This is a genomic window from Roseovarius nanhaiticus, assembly GCF_900156535.1.
GTDB lineage: Bacteria > Pseudomonadota > Alphaproteobacteria > Rhodobacterales > Rhodobacteraceae > Roseovarius > Roseovarius nanhaiticus.
Genome location: NZ_FTNV01000001.1, coordinates 1,417,521 through 1,440,625 on the forward strand (window position 1 = coordinate 1,417,521; position 23,105 = coordinate 1,440,625).

Annotated in this window: 26 protein-coding genes; 13 read left to right on the plus strand and 13 right to left on the minus strand. The window is 62.0% G+C overall.

From position 1 onward, the window contains the following. The first annotated feature begins 6 nt into the window (after positions 1-6). The 8 genes from BW975_RS06775 to aroA all read left to right on the plus strand — a co-directional run bounded on the left by BW975_RS06775 (position 7) and on the right by aroA (position 6,967). Positions 7-711, plus strand: a complete 705-nt coding sequence (locus tag BW975_RS06775; protein WP_076532109.1) for a response regulator transcription factor — start codon at positions 7-9, stop codon at positions 709-711. 2 nt (positions 712-713) lie between these two features. Continuing rightward, on the plus strand, positions 714-2,423 hold the full coding sequence (locus tag BW975_RS06780; RefSeq protein ID WP_076532111.1) for a sensor histidine kinase: 1,710 nt from the start codon (positions 714-716) through the stop codon (positions 2,421-2,423). 25 nt (positions 2,424-2,448) lie between these two features. Next, the gene (locus BW975_RS06785; RefSeq protein WP_244512488.1) at positions 2,449-2,868 is read left to right on the plus strand and encodes an HPr kinase/phosphorylase; all 420 of its coding nucleotides are present in this window, start codon (positions 2,449-2,451) and stop codon (positions 2,866-2,868) included. Positions 2,869-2,894: 26 nt separating this feature from the next. Next, positions 2,895-3,824, plus strand: a complete 930-nt coding sequence (rapZ, locus tag BW975_RS06790; RefSeq protein WP_076532114.1) for an RNase adapter RapZ — start codon at positions 2,895-2,897, stop codon at positions 3,822-3,824. 64 nt (positions 3,825-3,888) lie between these two features. Next, on the plus strand, positions 3,889-4,284 hold the full coding sequence (locus tag BW975_RS06795; RefSeq protein ID WP_076533476.1) for a PTS sugar transporter subunit IIA: 396 nt from the start codon (positions 3,889-3,891) through the stop codon (positions 4,282-4,284). Between the two features lie 4 nt (positions 4,285-4,288). Next, positions 4,289-4,567 (plus strand): HPr family phosphocarrier protein, encoded by a 279-nt coding sequence (locus tag BW975_RS06800; protein WP_076532115.1) that lies wholly within the window; start codon positions 4,289-4,291, stop codon positions 4,565-4,567. A 129-nt stretch (positions 4,568-4,696) separates the two neighbouring features. Next, positions 4,697-5,542, plus strand: coding sequence for a lysophospholipid acyltransferase family protein (locus tag BW975_RS06805; RefSeq protein WP_076533478.1), 846 nt, complete (start codon positions 4,697-4,699; stop codon positions 5,540-5,542). Between the two features lie 69 nt (positions 5,543-5,611). Beyond that, the gene (gene aroA, locus BW975_RS06810) at positions 5,612-6,967 is read left to right on the plus strand and encodes a 3-phosphoshikimate 1-carboxyvinyltransferase (RefSeq protein ID WP_076532117.1); all 1,356 of its coding nucleotides are present in this window, start codon (positions 5,612-5,614) and stop codon (positions 6,965-6,967) included. 280 nt (positions 6,968-7,247) lie between these two features. Here aroA and BW975_RS06815 read toward each other — a convergent pair whose 3' ends face one another. The 6 genes from BW975_RS06815 to BW975_RS06840 form a co-directional block, all read right to left on the minus strand. Then, a complete protein-coding gene (locus BW975_RS06815) occupies positions 7,248-7,811 on the minus strand; it encodes an invasion associated locus B family protein (protein WP_076532118.1) in 564 nt (187 codons plus the stop codon). After that, positions 7,798-8,697 (minus strand): CsgG/HfaB family protein, encoded by a 900-nt coding sequence (locus BW975_RS06820; RefSeq protein WP_076532120.1) that lies wholly within the window; start codon positions 8,695-8,697, stop codon positions 7,798-7,800. Before BW975_RS06820 ends, BW975_RS06815 begins: the two co-directional genes overlap by 14 nt. Before the next feature lie 139 nt (positions 8,698-8,836). After that, complete coding sequence (locus BW975_RS06825) at positions 8,837-9,172, minus strand: curli assembly protein CsgF (protein ID WP_083687004.1); 336 nt, start codon at positions 9,170-9,172, stop codon at positions 8,837-8,839. 113 nt (positions 9,173-9,285) lie between these two features. Then, positions 9,286-9,825 (minus strand): hypothetical protein, encoded by a 540-nt coding sequence (locus BW975_RS06830; RefSeq protein ID WP_076532124.1) that lies wholly within the window; start codon positions 9,823-9,825, stop codon positions 9,286-9,288. Between the two features lie 24 nt (positions 9,826-9,849). Continuing rightward, positions 9,850-10,215, minus strand: a complete 366-nt coding sequence (gene csgH, locus BW975_RS06835) for a curli-like amyloid fiber formation chaperone CsgH (protein WP_076532126.1) — start codon at positions 10,213-10,215, stop codon at positions 9,850-9,852. Positions 10,216-10,309: 94 nt separating this feature from the next. Further along, the gene (locus tag BW975_RS06840; RefSeq protein ID WP_076532128.1) at positions 10,310-11,221 is read right to left on the minus strand and encodes a hypothetical protein; all 912 of its coding nucleotides are present in this window, start codon (positions 11,219-11,221) and stop codon (positions 10,310-10,312) included. A gap of 414 nt (positions 11,222-11,635) precedes the next feature. Here BW975_RS06840 and BW975_RS06845 point away from each other — a divergent pair, with 414 nt between their 5' ends. The 3 genes from BW975_RS06845 (at position 11,636) to BW975_RS06855 (ending at position 14,476) form a co-directional block, all read left to right on the plus strand. Next, complete coding sequence (locus BW975_RS06845) at positions 11,636-11,950, plus strand: hypothetical protein (protein ID WP_076532130.1); 315 nt, start codon at positions 11,636-11,638, stop codon at positions 11,948-11,950. Between the two features lie 106 nt (positions 11,951-12,056). Continuing rightward, positions 12,057-12,722, plus strand: a complete 666-nt coding sequence (locus BW975_RS06850; RefSeq protein WP_076532132.1) for a helix-turn-helix domain-containing protein — start codon at positions 12,057-12,059, stop codon at positions 12,720-12,722. Positions 12,723-12,991: 269 nt separating this feature from the next. After that, entirely contained in the window at positions 12,992-14,476 is a 1,485-nt protein-coding gene (locus tag BW975_RS06855) for a helix-turn-helix domain-containing protein (protein ID WP_076532133.1), read from the plus strand. A 344-nt stretch (positions 14,477-14,820) separates the two neighbouring features. Here BW975_RS06855 and BW975_RS06860 read toward each other — a convergent pair whose 3' ends face one another. The 7 genes from BW975_RS06860 to BW975_RS06890 form a co-directional block, all read right to left on the minus strand. Beyond that, the gene (locus tag BW975_RS06860; RefSeq protein ID WP_076533480.1) at positions 14,821-15,816 is read right to left on the minus strand and encodes an ABC transporter substrate-binding protein; all 996 of its coding nucleotides are present in this window, start codon (positions 15,814-15,816) and stop codon (positions 14,821-14,823) included. 32 nt (positions 15,817-15,848) lie between these two features. Further along, on the minus strand, positions 15,849-16,781 hold the full coding sequence (locus BW975_RS06865) for an ABC transporter permease (RefSeq protein WP_244512486.1): 933 nt from the start codon (positions 16,779-16,781) through the stop codon (positions 15,849-15,851). Beyond that, on the minus strand, positions 16,778-17,653 hold the full coding sequence (locus tag BW975_RS06870; protein ID WP_076532135.1) for an ABC transporter permease: 876 nt from the start codon (positions 17,651-17,653) through the stop codon (positions 16,778-16,780). Before BW975_RS06870 ends, BW975_RS06865 begins: the two co-directional genes overlap by 4 nt. A 201-nt stretch (positions 17,654-17,854) precedes the next feature. Beyond that, entirely contained in the window at positions 17,855-18,649 is a 795-nt protein-coding gene (locus BW975_RS06875) for an ABC transporter ATP-binding protein (RefSeq protein ID WP_076532138.1), read from the minus strand. Continuing rightward, on the minus strand, positions 18,646-19,065 hold the full coding sequence (locus BW975_RS06880; protein WP_083687006.1) for a VOC family protein: 420 nt from the start codon (positions 19,063-19,065) through the stop codon (positions 18,646-18,648). The genes BW975_RS06875 and BW975_RS06880 overlap by 4 nt, the downstream gene beginning before the upstream one ends. A gap of 7 nt (positions 19,066-19,072) precedes the next feature. Then, complete coding sequence (gene hydA / locus BW975_RS06885; protein ID WP_076532141.1) at positions 19,073-20,536, minus strand: dihydropyrimidinase; 1,464 nt, start codon at positions 20,534-20,536, stop codon at positions 19,073-19,075. Between the two features lie 106 nt (positions 20,537-20,642). After that, positions 20,643-21,905, minus strand: coding sequence for a Zn-dependent hydrolase (locus BW975_RS06890; RefSeq protein ID WP_076532144.1), 1,263 nt, complete (start codon positions 21,903-21,905; stop codon positions 20,643-20,645). A gap of 158 nt (positions 21,906-22,063) precedes the next feature. Between BW975_RS06890 and BW975_RS06895 the strand changes: the two genes are divergently transcribed. Together BW975_RS06895 and BW975_RS06900 are read left to right on the plus strand one after the other, a co-directional pair. Then, positions 22,064-22,690, plus strand: coding sequence for a TetR family transcriptional regulator C-terminal domain-containing protein (locus BW975_RS06895; protein ID WP_076532146.1), 627 nt, complete (start codon positions 22,064-22,066; stop codon positions 22,688-22,690). A 92-nt stretch (positions 22,691-22,782) separates the two neighbouring features. Beyond that, positions 22,783-23,091 (plus strand): hypothetical protein, encoded by a 309-nt coding sequence (locus BW975_RS06900; protein ID WP_139194210.1) that lies wholly within the window; start codon positions 22,783-22,785, stop codon positions 23,089-23,091. The last annotated feature ends 14 nt before the right edge of the window (positions 23,092-23,105 follow it).

Here is a 23,105-nt window from a genome sequence, read left to right on the forward strand (position 1 = left end):
GACGACATGTCCAAAATCGCCCTTGTGGACGATGACAGGAATATTCTGACATCCGTATCCATGACCCTCGAGGCCGAAGGCTTCGAGGTCGAGACCTACAATGATGGCCAGCAGGCCTTCGACGCCTTTTCCAAAAAGCTGCCCGACATGGCGGTTCTGGATATCAAGATGCCCCGCATGGACGGAATGGACCTGCTGCAGCGTCTGCGTCAGAAGTCCCAAATGCCGGTCATTTTCCTGACCTCCAAGGATGACGAGATCGACGAGGTTCTGGGTCTGCGCATGGGCGCGGATGATTATGTGAAAAAGCCTTTTTCGCAGCGTCTCTTGGTCGAGCGCATCCGCGCGCTTCTGCGTCGCCAGGACGCGCTGGAGGGCCATGTGACCGCCGCCGATGCCGAAGAGGGCAAGGTGATCGAGCGCGGCCAGCTGCGCATGGACCCGCTGCGCCATGCGGTAACGTGGAAGGGCTCTGACGTGTCGCTGACCGTGACGGAATTCCTATTGCTGCAGGCGCTTGCGCAGCGCCCCGGTTTCGTCAAGAGCCGCGATCAGCTGATGGATGTCGCTTATGACGATCAGGTCTATGTCGACGACCGGACTATCGACAGCCACATCAAGCGTCTGCGCAAGAAGTTGCGGCAGACCGATCCGGAATTCTCGGCGATTGAGACGCTTTACGGCATAGGCTACAGATATAACGAAGAATAAACGTGACGCTGGCCGAGGGGATTGACGTGCGCGATGCGGCACAAGGACGGGATGGCGACGTAGTCCTTGGCGACGATTTTGTCGCCCCCGATAACGTGGTCGAGGAAGAGTTGCGTGCGCGCCGGGCGCGGCGCGGCTTCTTTTCGCTGCGCGACTCGCCCCTGACACGCAAGATCATCATCTTCAATCTGATCGCGCTGAACATTCTCGTCGCGGGCATTCTCTATCTCAACTCCTCGCGCGACGGGCTTGCCGTGCAGCGGATGAGCGGCCTCGTAGGCGAGGCCGAGCTCGTCGCAAATGTGTTCGAGGTCCAGATGCCCGGCCGCTCGCCCGTCAACCTGATCACAGGCGATGGCGTCGATGTCGAAGGCACATTGGGTGCGATCGACGTTCAGGACGGGGCCGAGGTATTCGTGTTCGACACGACTGGCGGATTGGCCGGGCGTATGACTGGCGAGGCCAGCCGCCCCGCCAGCAGTGCGGACCGGCAGCCGACTGTCATAACCGACGCGATGGCTCGGGTATGGGACTGGCTTTCAACGCCTTTCACGGACAGCAGCGCCGAGACGCTGCCCGATATGGAAGAGCTGGCGCGCGCGCAGGTTCCGGGCGCGTTGGCCGAGGGCACGCAAGTGACTACTGGCGAGCTGGATGGCGGCGCGGTTTTTGTCGTCTCCACCCCGATCGAACAGGACGGCACCGTGGTGGGTGTCGTGTCGATGGTCAGCGCGACGGGCGAGATCGACAATCTGGTGATGTCCGAGCATGAGCGCGTGCTGCAGATGTTCCTGATCGCGACCCTGGTTTCCATTGGCCTCAGTCTGATCCTGGCCTCGACCATCGCGCACCCCTTGGCCGATCTGGCCGCCGCCGCCGAAATCGGCGGCGCGCGCAACCGGGGCAAGCAGGGAGCGGGGCGGATTCGTATCCCCGACCTGACCGCTCGCCCGGACGAGATCGGGCGCCTGTCGGGCGCCTTGCGAGGCATGGTCGCCGCTCTCTATAATCGGATCGACGGGAATGAGCAGTTCGCGGCGGATGTCGCGCATGAGATCAAGAATCCCCTGGCCAGCCTGCGCAGTGCCGTCGGCACGATGCGCGTGGCCAAGCGCGAGGATCAGCGCGAGAAACTGCTCGATGTCATCGACCACGACGTGCGCCGCCTTGACCGGCTGGTCAGCGACATTTCCAACGCCTCGCGCCTCGACAGCGAATTGGTCAAGGAAGAGGAAGAAGCCTTCGATCTGCTGACCATGATGCGTAACCTGGGCGAGTATCTGGGCCAGCAGGCGGGCGAGAAGGGTATCGAGTTCATCACCGATTTCCCGGAAAATCCCATCGTCATCAACGGGCTGGAGGCGCGTCTGGCGCAGGTCTTCGTCAACCTCATCTCCAACGCGACCAGTTTTTGCGAGGAGGGTGATGCGATCCGTCTCTGGGCGCGCCGCCGCGAGAACCGCGTGCTGATCGTGGTCGAGGATACTGGGCCCGGAATTCCTGATCAGGCGCTGACCAAGATATTCCAGCGTTTCTATTCGCAGCGCGACGCGAATGATTTCGGCAACAACTCGGGCCTCGGCCTGGCCATCTCCAAACAGATCGTGGAAGCGCATGGTGGCGTGATCTGGGCCGAGAATATCCGCCCCACCGATGCCGATATCACGTCGGACCCTCTGGGCGCTCGGTTCGTCGTCGGATTGCCGGTCTGAGTCCATGGCGGGTCCGCAGCCTCTGATGCTGCACGCGACAAGTGTGGCTGTCGACGGGCGGGCGGCCATCATCCGTGGCCCTTCGGGCAGCGGTAAATCCGCGCTGGCCTTGCAAATGATCGCGCTGGGTGCGGAGTTGATTGCCGATGACCAAACCTGCATTCACCGCGAGGGCAACGATCTGATCGTCGATGCTCCGGACACGATCCGCGGACGTCTGGAGGCGCGCGGCGTCGGTATTCTGAATGCGCCCGCCGCCGGACCGGCGCGCGCGGTGCTGGTCGTGGATCTGCCCCCTTATGGGTCCACGCCGAATGCCCCCAGATTGCCGCCCGACGAGACGGAGGATCTGCTGGGCGTTGCCCTGCCTTTGGTGCGCGGTGTTGACGCAGGGCATTTTCCAGCCGCTCTTCATCTTTATCTCAAGTACGGGCGAAGTGATTGAAGCGCCCCAGTCAGGACACCCATTCGATGACTTCTGAATCTCAGCGCCCGGACCGCAGTGAGCCACCCGTCGTGCTGGTGACCGGCCCCTCGGGCGCCGGGCGTAGCACCGCGATCCACGCGCTGGAGGATATGGGCTTCGAGGCGATCGATAATCTGCCACTCAGCCTGTTGCCGCGGCTTTTGGGGCCTAGCGACAGCGATGTCGCAGCCCCGTCGGCGCCAGCCAGGCCCATGGCATTGGGCGTGGACCCGCGCAATCGCGATTTCTCGGCCGAGGCGGTGATAGACGCTGTTGACCGCCTTCAGGCGCGCGGCGACCGGCACGTCCAGCTGCTTTTTGTCGATTGCAATCAGGACGTGCTGCTGCGCCGCTTTTCCGAAACGCGCCGCCGTCATCCCCTGGCCCCCGCCGAAAGCGCGCTCGTGGGAATTGTGCGCGAGATGGATCTGCTCCGGGCCGTGCGCACCCGCGCCGATATCCTCATCGACACGTCCGAGCTCAGCCCGCAGCAGCTGCGCGCGGAACTGGAACAGTGGATCACCCCCGGAGATGCCGCGCGCCTTGCCGTGTCGGTTCATTCCTTTTCCTACAAGCGGGGTTTGCCGCGCGGCATTGATATGGTGTTCGACTGCCGCTTTTTGCAAAATCCCTATTGGCAGCCGGAGCTGCGCGCGATGAATGGACAGGCGCCGGAGGTGGCCGCCTATGTCGCCGCCGATCCTCGCTTTGACGACTTCCTGAATAGCCTTACAGGCATGATGAAGCTGCTCTTGCCCGCTTTCGAAGCTGAGGGTAAATCGTACCTCTCGGTCGCGCTTGGCTGCACCGGAGGGCAGCACCGCTCGGTTGCCATGGCGGAAACTTTGGCGCGGACCCTTGCGCAAGAGGGCTGGCAGGTGTCAATTAGGCACCGAGAGCTTGAGCGCGGCCTGTTGAATGCGGCGCGGCCATGATGGCCAAGAGATCCTGCGCGTCCGGCGTATGCGGCAGGGCAAAAGTTACAAGGATTTAAGGGCGTTGATTGGCATCGTCATCGTAGCACACGGCGGCTTGGCGCGAGAGTATCTGGCCGCGATTGAGCACGTCGTTGGCCCTCAAAACGGCATCCGCGCGATTTCCGTCGAAAGCGGCGATGATCGCGAAGCAAAAGCTGCGGAAATCAGCGCTGCCGCCAGCGAGGTGGATCGCGGCGCTGGCGTGGCTGTGGTCACAGATATGTTCGGTGGATCACCCTCGAACCTGTCGATGCCCGCCTGCCGCAGCGGCGATCGCCGCATGCTTTACGGCGCCAACTTGCCGATGTTGATCAAGCTGGCGAAATCGCGAGACAAGGCACTGCCCGATGCGGTACGCGACGCGCTCTATGCGGCGCGCAAATATATCGACAGCCAAAATATTTCAGTGGAAGATTGAGCTTATGTCCGCACCGGTGACGCGCAAGTTGGAGATCGTCAACGTCAAGGGCCTGCATGCCCGCGCCTCGGCCAAGCTGGTTGAGGTCGTCGAAGGCTTCGATGCGACGGCGGAAATCTCGCATGATGGGCAATCGGCCAGCGGCGACAGCATTATGGGCCTTTTGATGTTGGCAGCCGCGATGGGAACCACTATTGACGTCGAAACCCGCGGCCCCGATGCCGAGGCGCTGGCCGATGCGGTGGCCGCCCTCGTCGCGGCCAAGTTCGGCGAAGACATGTAGCGCCTCAGTGCGCTGAGTGACGGATTGGAACGGTCCACTTTGGCAATCGAACATAGCGACGACCGACATCAGGTGCACGGCCAATCCGGCACGGAGGCCGGCGGTCACGGCGCGCCGGGCGGCTCCACGATGACCTTTCCCAAATATGACAGGCGCAGCCTGACATATTCCAATTCCTTCGATCCGCCCCTGACCGCATCTATCATCCGCGGCATTGAGTGGATGACCGGCAAGCTGTCGATCATCCGCATGATCCGCGATTTCGAGCGGCGCGGCGCGCCTACCGGCCAGCCTTTCTGGCGCGCGTCGCTTGACACTATGGGGATTGACCTGCTGACGCCGGAAGACGAGTTGGACAACATACCGCTCACCGGCCCGGTCGTTGCGGTGGCCAATCATCCTCACGGGTTGGTCGATGGCATGATCCTCGCCGATCTGATCGGGCGCCGCCGCACCGATTACAAGATCCTGACGCGCGCCCTTTTGACGGGTATCGACGAGGTGGCCGCCAGCTACATGATCCCGGTGCCCTTCCCGCACGAGCCGGACGCGCAGCGCAAATCGGTCGAGATGCGCGCCAATGCGATGGCCCATCTCAAGGAGGGCGGGCTGATCAGCGTCTTTCCCTCGGGCGTTGTCGCGTCGTCCGATACGATGTTCGGCCCCGCCGTCGAGCGCGAGTGGAACGTCTTTACCGCGCAAATGATCCGCCGCTCGGGTGCCAAGGTGGTCCCGATATATTTCCCCGGTGCCAACAGCCGCTGGTACCAGATCGCCAATCGCATCTCGGTCACGCTGCGGCAGGGCCTTTTGCTGCACGAGGTCGTGCATGCCTGTAATCGCCCGCAAAAGCCTGTCGTGGGCAAGCCCGTTTCGGACGAACGGATGCAGATGCTGCAGAGCGATCCGCGCGGCTTCATGACGTGGCTGCGCGCGTATACCTTGTCGCTGGGCCAGGACAGCGGCGAGGACTGATCGCGCGATGGACCGCCATGCGGCGGTGCGCTATCAGAGTTGCAACACACTTCAGGTAAAGGCGCGCTTATGTCAGGCCACGGCAATCCCATCCCCATGAGTTCGGCCAAATGCGGCCCGCTGACCGGCACCGCGGATGTCCCGGGCGACAAGTCGATCTCGCACCGTTCGCTGATCCTGGGCGCAATGGCGGTGGGAGAGACGCGCATCACCGGCCTTTTGGAAGGCGATGACGTGCTGGACACGGCCCGCGCGATGCGGGCCTTCGGCTCCGAGGTGACGGATCACGGCGGCGGCTCCTGGTCGGTACATGGCGTGGGTGTCGGCGGCTTTGCCGAGCCCGAGGGAGTCATCGATTGCGGTAATTCCGGCACTGGCGTACGCCTGATCATGGGCGCGATGGCCACATCTCCTATCACTGCAACCTTCACCGGCGATGCGTCCCTCAACAAGCGGCCAATGGCGCGCGTGACTGATCCTCTGGCGCTATTCGGTGCGCAAAGCTATGGCCGTGCAGGCGGCCGCTTGCCCATGACCATCGTCGGCGCTGCCGACCCTGTGCCAGTGCGCTACACGACGCCCATGCCCTCTGCGCAGGTTAAATCGGCAGTGCTGCTGGCGGGCCTCAACGCGCCCGGCCAGACAGTAGTGATCGAGCGTGAAGCGACCCGCGATCACTCAGAGCGGATGCTGGCGGGTTTCGGCGCAACCATCACGACCGAGGATACGGATGAAGGCCGCGTGATCACCCTGACCGGCCAGCCCGAGCTGCGCCCGCAAACCATCGACGTACCGCGCGATCCCAGTTCGGCGGCCTTTCCCGTCTGCGCTGCGCTGATCGTGCCCGGCTCGGACGTGCTGGTGCCGAATATTGGCCTCAACCCGACGCGCGCCGGCCTCTTTACCACGCTGCGCGAGATGGGCGCGGATCTGAGCTATGAAAACGCCCGCGAAGAGAGCGGCGAGCCTGTTGCCGACCTGCGCGCGCGCTTCTCGCCCGATCTCAAGGGGATCGAGGTGGATCCAGCCCGCGCTGCCTCGATGATCGACGAATACCCGGTGCTGTCGGTCGTTGCCGCCTTCGCCGAGGGCGCGACGGTCATGCGCGGCGTGGCAGAGTTGCGCGTCAAGGAATCCGATCGGATCGAGGCGATGGCGAGCGGCCTGCGCGCCAACGGGGTCGAGGTCGAAGACGGCCCGGACTGGTGGATCGTTCACGGACGCGGTCACGGCGCCGTGCCGGGTGGCGCTATCTGTGCCAGCCATCTGGATCACCGCATTGCCATGTCTTTCATGATCCTTGGTATGGCGTCCGACAAACCGGTCAGCCTCGACGACGGCGCGCCAATCGGCACGTCCTTTCCGATTTTCGAACCTCTGATGAAGCGTCTGGGCGCGCGGATTACCCGCGGCGATGCCGATTGAAAACGGCTGGACACGGCTGGGCAAAGTTAGCGCCAGACGGCGTGTGCAGGCCGGATTGCTCTCGCTTCGAGAGCGCGGCAGGGGGTAGGGCAGGGGGCGTGTTCGTTCACCTATGCATGAAGTTCGTTGTCAGGTCCGCTCGGGTCTACCCGAAATCTAAACCTGCCCTGGCGGATCAACTTCATGCGTGACTTCAGCCCGGATTTTTTCATTGTCGCTAGGTGCAGTTTACCCGCGCCGTAGCTGTCAGCCCGACAATGCTGGCAGGGTATTCGCAGAATTATTCAGCGTTTTCCGCGACCACAGCCTTGGCGGCGTCTTCCGGCATGATCCGGCCCAAGCCCTCGGCGAAACCGTTCAGCGACAGCGGGATGGCAATTCCGCCCGCGTTCGGCTGTACAACCGTAAGACTTGCGGTCTGACCTCGCGCAAGCGCCCTGACCAGCGCCTCCGGGAGCGCGGCCTCGATCAGGCAGCCACTGGCCACGCATCGCGACCAGGTAAAGCTGGCCGCAACCACGCCATCAATGCTCAGCGTGGGCTGCTGCGTCAGATCGCTGCCGAGTGGCAGGGAGATTTGGGCGAGAAGCGCCTCTTGCGGCGGGGACCATGCGATTGCGGCGATCATCGCGGCGGTGCCCGGATCCTGCGTCAAAACACGTTGGTAGAGCTGGCACCCACCGTCAGCGGGGCTTGCGCCCGAGACGCACTCGACAGCCCAATCGCCGACCGTAGAACGATTGGCCTTATCGAAGGTCACGGCCTCCTGGGCCTGTAGCGAGGACGCCCAAAGAGCGGCCATGGCCAGCCCGAAGGCAAACGTGCACCTGTCAGCGATCAGCATCGGCCAGGATCCGTAGCGGCGTCGCAACAGGGCCTTCGTCAAGCGCCATAGCGGCCCGGGTCACCTCTGGTTGAGGTCTCTGCGCGGACGCGCTGATGAGGTCGAGACGTCTCTGCTGACGCGCGATCAGCGCCTGCTGCACCGCAGGATCCTGGAACTGCCAGATATTTTCCTCGGCGCCTTCAAGGATCAGGTCGTAAACGGCCAACTCGACGGCCTGACGGACCGCAATACCCGTGGGCTCATTCACCGAGAAGCCTGCGTCAAGCTCCAGCAGGCGGTCGACCGCCACAAACCGGAAGATCGAGACCTGATCGGCCAGCGAATAGATCGTCTTCTCGGTTTGCACCGATGTCAGAACTTCGCCGGTTTGAACGCTGACCGCCCGCAGAACGACCGAAATACGGTCGCGGCGATACTCGTAGTTGTTACCAATGCCCAGAAGCCGGGCGCCAATCCCGCCGGTGATCACGTTGGTGTCGTAGTCGATCACGCCACCCGAAATGATGATCCCGGCGAAACGTAGCGGTTGCAGCGCCGACGTCTGCAAGCCACGGTAATTCTGGTTGGTCTGGTCGATCAACTGGCGTTCGGTCAGGAGGTCCTGGATGTTCGCTCGTTCGATCACGTTGAACCACTGGCCGTCGCCGACCTCGGTCAGCACGTCGATCAACACATCCGACATGCCCTGCGACACTGCGCGCGAGAAGCGGGTGAAGTTGTCCGATTCTTCGTTTTGTCCGGTCTTGTCGTCGTATTTGTAGATCGCGACATCGATCGTCTTTTTCGCCGGCGGCAATTGCCGCAGCGCCAAGCCAGTATGGGTCGCAGGGGTCGAGAGCGGGGGGACCGAATCGGGATCGAAACGCGTTCCGATGGACTGCATGCCCAACTCTCCGCATCCGCCAAGCGCCGTCAGTAACCCAAGACTCAGCGCAAGCGCAGTAGGTCTGGGGCAAAGTCTAGGAAATGATTTCATGCTGCCCTCATTGAGCGCCGCCGTTTTTGGCGGTCTATTATTTCTGTCAATTGGAGATCGTTGTGCCAGGAAGAGGCGTGGCCGACGCGGCTGCGGGTGCTGCTGGTGTCACAGGAGGCGTCACGCCGCCGCCAATGCCGCCAAGATCAATTACGATGGGCGGAAAGTTGATGTCAGGCGCACCGCCTCCGCCGCCACCATTGCTGGGCGGTAGATGCGTATTTTGAATTTGAGCTGTGTTGAGCAAATACCCGAAATTATCGGGGTTCCCACCGAAGGCCGGGATCAGGGGTCTGTACAGCAGATCTCCCGCCGTTGCGGCCCCGGCAGCGGTCATCAGCGCCGCCGCAATTAGTCCAGTCAACTTCCTTGCCGTGAACATGATGGCCTCCGTTCAAGCAACAGCCCATATGCAATAATCAGAGCGGCGCCTTGACATCAATCGTTTAAAATATAGACCAACTTACCAAGGCAATCTGAATGCTGCAGTCAGGATCAATTAAGTCTGACGACAGTGCCCCGAGGGGCATTGCGTACTACAATACCTCCACTGTAGCCTTGACCTGCTTGTCCGTAAACAACCTTCGTGCCTACGGAGTCCACGAGGGCAACGGAATTACTGAGGTTGTTGCCGATTTGCGCCGATGCGATCCCGTTTTCCGATCCACCCACGATGGCAGCTGCAGAATAATTGTTGCTGCCCAGTTGAGCTTGCGCGATGGCACTGCCCGGCGAATTCTGGATCACGGCCACGGTGGTGTTGGCGTTGCCTTGTTGCAACACTAGGGTGCCTGAATTGAGGCTGCCCGTGATCGAACTGACCGCACTGTTACCTGTGCCGCCCTGGGCGATGACCGCCGAAGAGCTTGAATCGCCGGAGCCGCCATGTGAGGCCGCCGACGCGCTTTCCTGGGTAACGACCACCTGTTCGAGCGTCAGTCCGTTGCTGACCTGAAATCCGAATTGTTGCGCCTGTGCGGCGGACATGCTGCCCAACATCAGGGCGGTTGCGGCAAGAATTATCATGGGGCGCATATCTGAATCCTTCGAATCGGGTCTCTACCGCTCGTAGTCTAGAGAGCAGGACGCGTTGCGGTTTCCGTCTTCGATGGAGAGCGTGACAGTCAGACGGCCGCCATCTGCAACATACACTGTTGTGGACGACAAAACAAGAAAACCGTCCGTGAACGCAGAGCCTTCGCCGAAGGCGCCCGCCTGCCGCGACAGGGATTTATTGCTGCCCTGCTGCACTTCCATCGTCATGTCATAGGTGCCACGGGGCCAGATCTGCGGATCGACGACACCCTGCAATGTGACGAAGTTTCCGTCCTCCGACATGCGCAGGCTGCAGCTTTCGGACGACGGCGTGGCGCTCGCCTGTGCGGCGCTCAACGCAAACAGAAGTAGGGTTGGGAACATCTTCATGCCGTGCTCCTCATCAGGCGTTGATACGGGGGCGCCAAACTGGCGCCCCCGGTCGTGTCGTGTCTTCCCTGCCGAGGCTGAGAAGGAGAGCCTATCAGTTGCTCTGGTAGTTGACAGCTTGGTTGCCGTTGCCCTGCTGGATGATTGCGCTCTTGTTCGCAGTACCCAGCTGGATGCTTGCGGCGGAGTTCAGAGACGCCGCACCAGCAACCGCACCGATTGTGGCCAAGCCTGCCGGGATTGCAACGTTCCGCATCGTGCCATCGATCGCGGACAGCGAGTTGGAAGCGCCGCCACCCTGCGAGATGAACGACAGGTTGTCGTCACCCACCTGGACCTGCGCCGCGGTGTTGTCCCCATTGTTCTGGAACGTCACAGCCGAGTTGTTGTTGCCGAACTGCGAGTTGGCCGCGATGTTGTGGTTGCCGTCCTGCAGGATGACCGACGAGTTGTCGTTGCCGACCTGTGCGGCGGCAGCGCCGTTATCGTCACCGTCCTGGAAGATCGCGTTCGCATTGTTATCGCCCAGCTGCGCGATGGCGGCTTCGTTGCCGGCGTCGGTCTGACTGATGATCGCGGTGTTCGCTTCACCATTCTGGATTGTCGCCGATTCTTGGCGGACGCCCGACTGCATGTTCACAGCCTGGTTGTTGTTGCCGACCTGGAACTGAAGGTTGGCGTTCGACTGCTGCTGAGCGACAGTGCCCTGAATGCCACCCGAGGTTGCGCCACCGGCGGTAATTGCCGCGCTCAGGTTGACCACAGCCCGTGCTTCGTTGCCAGCTGCGCCAGCCCAGGCATCGGCTTGCTCGTCGTTGCCGCCGCCAGCCGAGTCGAGAGCTTGTGAGTTGTTGCGGGGGCCACCATCCTGATTGGCCGTCGCGGCTGTGTTGCTTTCCGCGCTCGCGTTTGCCGGGGCAAGGCCCGCACCGGTCGAGGTTGCCTGAGCTGTTGCCATACCGGCCGCAAAGACCATCGCTGTTGATGTCAAAAGAAGCTTTTTCATTTTTGTAATCCTTTTCGATCCATACCCACCCCGAGGATGTCCTCGCGGCATACCCAACGATAAGAAGCGCAGCGGCAGCGGGACATTCTGGAGATCACCCATGGCCTATCGGCACCGGTCCCGGTGGTTCGGGGGTCGATGATGCGGGAAAACCCTCGCGGCAGGGTGGGGGGCGTAACCGATTCCGGTACTGCCCCTACAAGGAAACCGGTTGATTGAGTGATTCGTGTGGGGTTCTCCGGTACGCTTTGGTTTGCAAGTCGCAAAAAACTTGACTTGGCGTTAACTTTTGGCGAATTTATGGCAACGTTGCATCACGTACGTTTATTGCAAAATATGTTTCGAGATTGAAATTCAAGGCTGGTTTGCCGGCCCGAAGGTTGAACGATATTTTTCGTCGTTGGGGGATCAGATATGGATGCTTTGCTAAAATCGGTGGCCATTGCGACTGTTCTGGGTCTGACCGGAGCCGCCGAGCATGCGCGCGCCGGCGACCGGGTATATGTGCCGCAAGCGACCTCGGCCTCTAAACTGGTTTACGTGCGTCAGGCGCTCGAGCTGCCGGACCAACGAGGCGCGCGCGCAGCAGCGGCACGGGCGCAGCGTGCCGAACAGGTGCAGAGCACACGAACCGCTCAGCAGGCGCGGCCGACTTCTGACGCGTCCATGTTGGAGCTGAGACCTGCGAATGTACCTGCACTACCCGCCGCGCATATCGCGGTGGACTAAGACGATTTCAGGCGCTTCGGCCCATGGGCCGATCCGGAACACTGACAGACGGTTTTTTGGTGACGGTGTTGGCCTGGTGTAATTTCAAGATGAGTTGGGGGATTTAATGAGTAATTTTGACAAGAAGACAGTCGGCATTCTGGGGGGATGCTTTTTGGTGAGATCCGCTTTGGAGCTCATTCTGGCGGAGCTGAAGCTAGACTACGTCGCTGCCGACGATCCCGGAAATGTCCCGCCTGATGTTGGCGTTGTTCTGTTGTCCTACACGACAAACGAGGCCCTTACCGAGTGCATCGCGGCCTGCATGGACAGAGCCGAGCCGCCGCGTATCGTTCTGTTTCCTCAGGACGCGTCTCTGCTGGAGAGCGTTCGCGGCCTTCCGGCCGATGTCGCAGCGGTTGTACCGCCCACCCTGGCAGCGCCCGAGATCCGATCGGTGATATCGCTGGTGGTCGAGGGACACCGCATTCTGCCCTTCGCGTTGTCCGACGGTCACCGCGTGTCTGGCGCCGGAAGACCGGATCGCATCCGGCCCGGCCTTTTGACCGAGCGGCAGCTGGAGATCCTTCGCGAAGTTGCCAAGGGACAATCGAACAAGGCGATCGCACGGTCGCTTTCCATCTCGATCAACACTGTCGAGGCGCATGTTTCCAGGATCATTCGGAAGCTTCAGGTGGATAACCGGACGCAAGCCGCGCTCGCGCTGCGCGAGGGGGTTCCGTCATCCAAGCCTTCGGTCAGTGCGCACGGTGTCGCGGCCGCGCAAGCTTGAAGGTTGCGGCCCCGCACGTGCCCGTGCACTAGCACAAAACACTCCGGCTCATCAGAGGGTGACGCCTTGACCTGTCGCATCGATAACGCCCGTGCATTCCGGATCAGACCGATGAACTGTCAAAAGTGGGGGCCGACCGGCGCCGGTGGTCTTGGGGCGGCGCCGGTCTGTCTTCGCCGAAATGCTTGGGGTAAGTCAGGCAGCGAAGGGTTAGGATCAGGATTTAGTAACTTAACAATAGCGCATCACGCGCCTGGGCCCGGTGTCGAATGTTGACGAAACGCGCAGCCTCCGACGTCAACGCTTTTGGCGCCAAGTTTGGGCGGCTCGTCCGGTCCTACCGTGATGACCTTGGCCTCTCCGTGCGCGACCTTGCCATCAACGTCTGGAATGACGAAGGGCGCAAGGCCAGCATTTCGCGGCTCGAGAACGGGCATGTTGCCAACCCTGCGGCGCGCACCGTGCAGCGCCTGGCCCACGCGCTGGGCATTCCACAAGACGAGATAGACGCGCTGCGCGAACCTCCGCAAAGTCTTCCGTCGCAGCTGGAGGGCCTGCCAAACGCGCGCCGCGACCAGCTTGAGGCGCTGGCGAGCCGGTTCGAGATCGACAACGTGTTCGACAAGTCTGACGCGGAATTGCGCACGTTACTTGACGGCAAGGCATCCGAATATCGCATCTTCAAACGCCGGCTTGACGAGTTGGACGATCGCCTCACCCACGTGGCCGACATCAAGGCCGCGGCCCGCGAGGCGGCTGCGCAGCTGGACCTCGACAAGTATGAAGAGCTTTTGCTGCAGATCGACGAAAGCTATAGCGAGATGACCGTGCGCGCCAAAGAGGCGCGCGCGCGCAACGCGCTGCTGCGGGGGCGCGCCGATGAAGCCTATCAAGGCTTTGCCAGCGCTGCCGAGACATGGCGCAACATCGACCCCTCTCGATCCGTGAAAGGGCGGCTGGAATATCATCGGGCGCTCTTCGAGCACGGTTTGCGTTTTGGCGGAACGGGACTGGAACGCTCGGCTGACATTCTGCGTCCGGCGCTGGCCACTCAGGACTGTGCCGCCCCGCGCCGCGCACGCGTGTTGCAGAACTTGGCCAACGCCCTCGCCAACATAGGGGTCCGGTCCGAAGGCACCGCCAGCATGGCCTTGATGGACGAGGCGACCCAGAAGTATGAGGAGGCGCTTTCGCTTGTCTCCGAAGATGAGGACGGCGACGTATGGGCAATGGTGCAGCAGAACCTCGGGGCTGCCCTGTCGATGCGCGCGAAACAGTGCGATGACACCGGCGAGCGCCGCGCCTTTCTGGGCCGCGCAATCGAAGCCTTCCGCGCGGCGCTGCGCTTGCGTCCGCGCGACAGCAAGCCGCTTGAATGGGCAATGACAACTCAGAACGTGGCTGTCACCTTGTTGGAGACGGCGCACGCGACACCCGGGAAAGACGGGCTCATGCTGCTCAAGCGGGCGGATCAACTACTGCACGACACGCTGGGGGTTCGCAGCCGTGACGCGGCGCCGTTCGACTGGGCGTTGACACAGGAAAACCTCGCAATCGTATCTCAGGCGATGGCCGAGCGCTGTGCTGTATCCGAACGCGCGGACCACCTCGCATCGGCCGCGCGCCATGTCGCCGCCGCGCTGGAAGTATTCCAGTCCGAGGGCGACACGTACTACCATGAGAAAGCGTCCGAACTGGCCTTGGAAATTAAACAGAGCGCAGCGCAAGCGAAATCGGACGACCCGGCGGCCTGAGCATGTGCCATCCCTGGGCCCTCAGGCGCACGCAATTTCCAACATCGGGCTCTATCTGACTCTTCGTCCCACAAGGGAGCCGCGCAGGCTGGCCTCTGGTTATTCGGGCATATTCAGGCTGACGCTGGTCACCGCGCACCCCAGGGATCGAAACCGCGTTTTATTGCCAACCGTTGGGGCTGCGTCCGCATTCTTGGGCATCGGCCGGCAATCGGCATTGGTTGTTCCTGTCGGAGATCTTTTGTCTCGGCCCGAGGGCCGTTTTGGCCAAAATCCTGCCGCCGGATTAAGAGAGCGGCGCGCCCGTTGCCGAACGCGCCGCCCTTGATCATTGGATCAATTCATTAATTCAGTGCCTTGTCCGTCACGGTGTGCGTCCAAGCAGCCTCGCCGGGATCAGCGGTGATGACCGGGTCCGAGCCGCCGGAGAGCAGCGAATTGATCGTGCGCTGGAAATCGGCAGGATCAAGCGCGCCGTTGCTGCCCGCGGTCAGCTTTGCAATCTCTTTCATCATGCGGATCTGATGGTCTTCGGTCTGGGCGCCACTGGCGTCGTTATCGAGCACGATCATTGCGGCCTCTTCGGGGTTCTCTTCGGCCCATTTCCAACCTTTCATCGACGCGGCCACAAAGCGCGCCATCTTGTCGACGAAGGCCGGATCTTCGAGGTTCTCGCCCAGGACATAAAGTCCGTCCTCAAGGGTGGAAACGCCCTGATCCTCGTATTTGAAGACCACCAGCTCTTCGGGGGTCAGCCCCGCGTCGAGGACCTGACCATACTCGTTATACGTCATGGTCGAGATGCAGGCCGCCTGACCCTGCAACAGCGGATCGACGTTGAAACCCTGCTTGAGCACAGTCACGCCGCCGTCCGAACCATCCGTGGGGATGCCCAACTGGCTCATCCAGCTGAGGAAGGGATATTCATTGCCGCTGAACCAAACGCCCAACGTCTTGCCCGGAAAATCCTCCGGCGTCTCAACGCCGCTATCCTTTCGGCAGGTCAGCATCATGCCCGAGGATTTGAAGGGCTGCGCGATGTTGACGAGGTCAAGACCCTTCTCGCGGCTGGCCATGGCCGAGGGCATCCAGTCAACCACCACATCCGCGCCGCCGCCCGCGATGACCTGCGCGGGGGCGATATCGGGGCCGCCCGGCTTGATCGTTACGTCAAGATCGACCTCATCGTAAAAGCCCTGATCCTGCGCCACGTAATAGCCCGCAAACTGCGCTTGCGTGACCCATTTCAGTTGCAGTGTGACGTCATCCGCCGCCTGCGCCGCGCCCGCGCCCATGAGGGCCGCGCCGGCCAGTCCGAGCGTCTTGGTGAGTGTTTTCATTTTGTCATCTCCCTGTTGATTATCGTTGTCGTTCATCGGCCCCGCTGTGACGGGTGCCAGAAGGTCAGCGCCTTTTCCGCCAGCGCGATTGCACCATAGAAGGCGGATCCCGCCAGTGCAGCTACCACGATCTCGGCCCAGACCAGATCCATCGCCAGTTGCCCGACCGAGATGGAAATGCGGAATCCCATGCCCTTGGTGGGCGAGCCAAAGAATTCTGCCACGATCGCCCCGATCAGCGCCAGTGTCGTAGCGATCTTGAGCCCGTTGAAAATGAAGGGCAGGGCGGCGGGCAGGCGCAGTTTCAGCAGCGTCTGCCAATAGCTTGCCGCATAGGTGCGCATCAGGTCGCGCTGCATCGCGCCGGTATCGGCGAGGCCTTGCACCGTGTTCACGAGCATCGGAAAGAATACCATGACGACCACGACCGCGGCCTTCGACTCCCAATCAAAGCCGAACCACATGACCAGGATCGGCGCGAGGCCGATGATCGGCAGTGCGGCCATGAAATTGCCGATGGGCAAAAGCCCGCGTTTCAGAAAGTCGAACCGGTCCACCGCGATGGCCACCAGAAACGCCGCGCCGCACCCCATAACATAGCCGCTCATCGCACCCTTGATGACCGTTTGAACGAAATCCTGCCACAAAAGCCCGGTGGATGCCGCGAAGGTGATGGCGATATCGCTGGGTGCGGGTAAGAGAACCGGGCTGATGCCAAAGCCGCGCACCGCAATCTGCCACAGCGCCAGCAGCGTGAGGCCGAAGATCACGGGAACGAGGATGCGCGCCGCCCGCGTGTCCCACCGTGCGAGCCACGCATTGAACCGCCACGCCCCCAGCCAGACGGCCAAAAGGAGCGCGAGCACCGGACTGAGCAGCGCGGCACCGATCAGAAGGGCGGCGATCAGCGCCAATTGCGCGGCGAGGCCCAGCCCGCCAGCTGTTCGCGTTCCCTCCATGCTCATCGCCCCATCCCCATGCGCGCCAGCGCCAGCCGCTGCACCGCGCCGATGATCCCGACAAGGATCGCCGCAAGAAGCGCAGCCATCAAAAGCGCGCTCCAGATCTGCACTGTCTGGCCATAATAGCTACCGGCCAAGAGCCGCGCGCCAAGGCCCGCAACCGCACCCGTCGGCAATTCGCCGATGATCGCGCCGACGAGGCTGGCCGCCATGGCGATCTTGAGCGAGGTAAAGAAATACGGCATCGAAGATGGCAGACGCAGATAGCGGAAGGTTTGCACGCGGCTGGCATTCCACGTGCGCATCTGATCGAGCTGCATGGCATCGGGGCTTCGCAGGCCCTTGACCATGCCGACGACCACCGGAAAGAACGACAGATACATCGAGATCATGGCCTTGGGCAGCAGGCCCGAGATGCCGATCGCGTTCAGCACCACGATGATCATCGGCGCGATCGCGATGATCGGCACCGTCTGGCTGGCGATCACCCAAGGCATGACGCTGCGGTCCATGGTTCGGTTGTGCACGATTCCGACCGCCAGCAGGATACCCAGGCCCGTGCCCAGCAAAAAGCCCAGCATCGTCGCGCTGAACGTGACCCAAGCGTGGTAGATGAGCGAGCGCTTGGAAAAGCCGCGCCCCTTCAGCACCATCGCGCCCGTCGTGTCCCAGATCTCGACCGCCACTTGATGCGGCGCCGGCAGCTTGGGCTTGTCCTGGCTCCAGGTGTCGGCAACAAGGTCGCTGGCGCTCAGCTCGATGCCAGCACGCTGCGCTTTGTCATAGGCCCAAGGCGCGTTGAGCGGGATGGCCGCCACGTACCAAAGCGCAAGGATGGCCGCGACGACAGTGAGGATGGGCCCGGTGTTTCTCATGAGGCGGGTCCTGCTTTCATTGTTCCGCAAATACTCTGCTGGAGCGCCCGCACCGTGCGTCGGTCTTTGAGTATTTTAAGAACAATGAAAGGAACTGATGGTGTCCTGTCCCCACGGTACAGGCTGGAGAGTCGATGACCGTGAACAGTGAAAGTCCTCGCGGTGTTACGACGACCTGGGGCATGGTGCGGGGCGCCGCGATCACTCATCGCCGTGCCCCGCACGCAGACCCTCGCGGACGCGGTGGGCGATGTCGATGAATTGCTGGCTGTCGCGGATATCCAGAGGGCGATGCCGCGGGAGGGGGCTGTCGATCACATCCGCGATGCGGCCCGGGCGGGGGGACATGACGACGATCTTCGTGCTGAGATAGACCGCCTCGGGGATCGAATGGGTGACGAAGCAGATCGTCTTGCCCGTGCGGTCCCAGAGCTTCAGTAGCTGCTCGTTCAGGTGATCGCGCACGATCTCGTCCAGCGCGCCGAAAGGTTCGTCCATCAGCAGGATATCCGCATCGAAGGCCAGCGCGCGCGCGATCGAGGCGCGTTGCTGCATGCCGCCCGAAAGCTGCCAGGGGAATTTCTTTTCGAACCCCGAGAGTTCGACCAGCTCCAACACCTCTGTCGTGCGGCGGGCCTGCTCGTCCCTGGAATAGCCCATGATTTCCAGCGGCAGGCGGATATTGCCGCCGATGGTGCGCCACGGATAGAGGCCGGCGGCCTGAAAGACATAGCCATAAGCTCGGTTGCGCCGCGCCTCCTCGGGTGTGACGCCATTGACGGTAATCGTGCCAGCCGTCTGATGCTCGAGATCGGCCATCACGCGCAGAAACGTTGTTTTGCCGCAGCCTGAGGGGCCGATGAAGCTGACGAAATCGCCTTGCCTAACGTCAAGCGAGACATCCTTCAGCGCATGAACCGGCCCGTCATTTGTCTGGAACGTCAGCGACAGGTTCTCGGCACTGATGATCGTGTCCCTCGGATCCGTATCCTTCACGCGTCAAACCCCCAGAGCTTGGCTTCGGCAAATTCGACCGAGTTCCGTGCCGGGTCGCGCACATAGATCGAGCGCGCGCCATTCGGCCATTCGAAGTCCGCTTCGATCTCGACATTTCGGGCGGCGAAATGGGCCGCCCATGCATCGAGATCGTCGGGACCGGCGCGAAAACAGACATGGCCCTCGCCCTTGGCACCATGGGGCGGGACGGGAAATTTGCCGCTGCTGTCCTGCGTCGCCTCCGGATCGAAGAGGAGGATCATGGATGTCTTGCAGCGCAGGAAAATGTGCCGGCCATCGACGCGAACCTCTTCCTCGAGGCCAATGATATCCTTGTAGAAAACGGCCGTCTCCTCGAGGTTTTCGGCATAGAGCGCCGTTTCCAGCACGGCTTCGGGGGGCTGGGGCATGGCCATCTGAGGTTCAGATCCCCGCCGGAATGTTCAGCGGATCGCGCTGGATCATCTTGGGCGCGTTGAGCGCCTTCCACTTGCTGAGCGCGCTATGCGCCGAGGGAAACGCCGGGCGCGGCACGAAACGTCCGCGGCCCGGTTGGGGCTGCGAATTCTGGCCCCAGGCCCAGATCACCTCACCGCGGCTGAGCGTGTAGCGGCTGTTGGCCGTCACTTCGAAGCCCTCGAAAACGTTGTAATCGAGGATCGAATGGTGATTGGCGGGGCTGATCGTCTTGGTGATCTTGGGATCCCACACCACGATATCGGCATCCGCTCCTTCGACGATCGCTCCCTTTTTTGGGTATATATTCAGGATCTTGGCGACGTTTGTTGATGTAACGGCGACAAACTCGTTCGGCGTCAGTCGGCCCGTCTCGACACCCGTGGTCCAGAGGACCGGCAAGCGCTCCTCCAGACCGTTGGAGCCGTTGGGGATAATGCGGAAATCGTCGCGACCCGCGCGTTTCTGCTCGGTCGAGAAGGCGGCATGATCTGTGGCGACAACCTGCAATGATCCCGCCTGAAGCCCGGCCCAGAGCGAATTCTGGTGCTCCTTGTTGCGGAACGGGGGCGACATGACCCGCCGCGCGGCATGGTCCCAATCCTTGTTGAAATACTCGCTCTCGTCGAGCGTCAGGAACTGCACCAGCGGCTCGCCATAAACGCGCATGCCCTTCTGGCGTGCGCGCCGGATCGCTTCGTGGGCCTGCTCACAGCTCACATGTACGATATAAAGCGGCACGCCCGCAGCATCGGCGATGCAGATGGCGCGGTTCGCCGCCTCGCCCTCGAATTCCGGGGGGCGGCTATATGCATGCCCCTCGGGGCCGGTGATGCCCTGATCAAAGTATTTCTGCTGCATCTCGGCCACCAGGTCGCCGTTCTCGGCATGGACCATCGGCAGCGCGCCCAGCTCGGCGCAGCGTTTGAACGAGGCGAACATCTCGTCATCCTCGATCATCAGCGCGCCCTTGTAGGCCATGAAATGCTTGAAGGAATTGACGCCCATGTCGACGGCGTCCTTCATCTCGTTGAAGACATTCTCGTCCCAGCCGGTGATCGCCATGTGATAGCCGATATCGCTGCAGATCTGCGGCGCGGATTTGCGGTGCCACTCGTTGATCGCATTCTTGATGCTGCCATCGGCGCCGGGCAGGCAGAAATCGACCAGCATCGTGGTGCCGCCGCAGGCCGCAGCCCAGGTGCCGGTCTCGAATGTTTCCGCCGCTGTCGTGCCCATGAACGGCATTTCCAGATGCGTATGCGGGTCGATCCCGCCGGGAATGACATAGGCGCCCGAGGCGTCGATAACCTCGTCGCCCTTCAGGTCCTCGCCGATCTGCTTGATCGTCTCGCCTTCGATCAGCACATCGGCCTTCCACGTGCGGTCGGCGGTGCAAACGGTGCCGCCCTTGATGACTTTGGTGGTCATGATGTTTCTCCCTTGATCGCGTCTCGGCTTTTTCTTCTTGCTTTAAATATCCCGGGGGAGGCACTGAATTTTCGTAGAAAATTCAGTGTTGGGGGCTGGCCCCCAGCTACCCCTCGACCCCCGCTGTCTCCACCACGGCGTGCAACAGCACATCGGCTCCGGCGCGGGCCCATTCCATTGTGATTTCCTCGGCCTCGTTATGGCTAAGGCCATCGACGCAGGGGCACATGACCATCGCGGTGGGCGCGACGCGGTTGATCCAGCAGGCGTCGTGGCCCGCGCCCGAGATCACATCCTGATGCGAATAGCCCAGGCGCTCGGCGGCGGAGCGGATGGCGGTGACGCATCCCTTGTCGAACTCGACCGGATCGAACCCGCCGACCTTTTCGAAGCTGACGTCGAGCTCCATCTCGTCGCAAATCGCTTTCGCAGCCTCCTTCATCTCGCCGACCATCTTGGCGAGCACGTCGATATCGGGCGAGCGGAAATCGACGGTGAAGACGGCCTTGCCGGGGATCACGTTGCGCGAATTGGGATAGACCTCGAGCGCGCCAACAGCGCCCACGGCACTGGGGCCGTGGGCGAGGGCGATCTCGTCCACCTTCTCCAGCACCCGCGCCATGCCCAGACCCGCATTGCGCCGCATCGGCATAGGAGTGGAGCCGGTATGCGCGTCCTTGCCCGTGATGGTCACTTCGGTCCAATCAAGGCCCTGGCCATGTGTTACGACGCCGATATCCTTGCCTTCGGCCTCCAGAATGGGTCCTTGCTCGATATGCAGCTCGAAAAAGGCCTTCATCTTGCGTTCGCCCACGGGCTCGTCGCCCTCCCAGCCGATGCGTTTCAGCTCATCGCCGAAACGCTTGCCGTCGCGGTCCGTGCGCTCCTTGGCCCAGTCTTCATCATGCAGCCCGGCAAAGACGCCCGAAGACAGCATGGCGGGTGCAAAACGCGTGCCTTCCTCGTTGGTCCAGTTGGTGACGACGATGGGGTGCTTTGTCTTGATGTCGAGATCGTTCAGCGTGCGCACCAGCTCCAGTCCCGCCAGCACCCCCAGAACGCCATCGTATTTGCCACCCGTCGGCTGCGTATCCAGATGCGAGCCGACATAGACGGGCAGGGCGTCCGGATCGCTGCCCGCGCGGGTGGCGAACATATTGCCCATCGTGTCGAGCCCCATCGTGCAGCCGGCATCTTCACACCATTTCTGGAACATCGCGCGGCCTTCGGCATCTGCATCGGTCAGCGTCTGGCGATTATTGCCGCCCGCCACTCCGGGACCGATCTTGGCCATCTCCATCAGGCTATCCCACAGCCGCTCGCCGTTGATCTTGAGGTTCTGTCCCGGTGCGGTCGTGGAGGCGGTCATGATAGTCCCTTTCTGCTGCGGTGCGGGCCGCGGTCTTTTTACCTTTTGGTCAACTAAACGATTGCGGAGCGGGCCTTGGCTGTCAAGAATAGTGTTGGGCGATCGGCGCGCTGGCAGCCCATGGATTGGATAACTCGCATCAAAGCCAAGGGGCCGCCATGACCGAGCCGTTGAAATCACCCGCGCCCAGCCGGATCCAGCGCCGCAACCGCGCGCGAATCCTGGAGGCGGCGCTGGATGTTTTCGCGCAGCATGGCTATCGCGGCGCAACGCTGGATCAGATTGCCGAGAGCGCGGGACTAAGCAAGCCGAATATCCTTTATTATTTTGCCGGCAAGGAAGAGATCCATGTCACCTTGCTGCACCAGCTTATGGATAATTGGCTGGAGCCTTTGCGCCAGCTCGATCCCGATGGCTCCCCCTTGGAAGAGCTTTTGACCTATGTGCGCCGCAAGCTGGAAATGAGTCAGGCCTTCCCGCGCGAAAGCCGCCTCTTTGCCAACGAGATATTGCAGGGCGCGCCGCGCATCGCGCCCTTGCTGGAGGCCGAGTTGAAGCCGCTCTTCGACGGTGCCGCCGCGCTGATTGACCGCTGGGCCGGGGCGGGCGCCATCGCACAGGTCGACGGGCGGCACCTGATCTTTTCCATTTGGGCCACAACGCAGCATTACGCGGATTTCGAGGCGCAGATCGCCAAGTTGATGGGGCCGGATGCCCCGCGCGAGGGGGCGGCAGAGTTTCTGAACGGCCTTTATACAAGGGCGTTGGCGCCGGATCAGAGTTGATGCGGCATTAAGCATCCGGTGCAATGCCGCTGGCAGGCTGGCGGGTGTGGCGTGTATCCTCGGACCTGGGTGGTGGCCTGGGAGTGGGCCTGATGAGGGGTTATTATTATCGCGATTTCGGTGTCGAACATGGGGCCGAAGATGAAAAGGTGCAGGCGCGCTTGCGCCTCGATCAGATGCGCCGGGCGTTGCGCGAGGCCTCTGGCGTGTGTCGTGGCGCGCCGCCTGACGCGGCGGAGCCTGCGCCGGTCACAGGGCAGATACTGGAGGATGGCGATCCAGCCGGAGAGGGCGCGCGCGTCATTGACGGTGATGCTCTGGACGGCGAGAGGCAAGCCGCTTCCGTCTGGAGCAATGTCAAACTGAAACCTGAAACAATGCGTCGGCCCAAGCGCCGCTAGGCGGTATAGCCCCC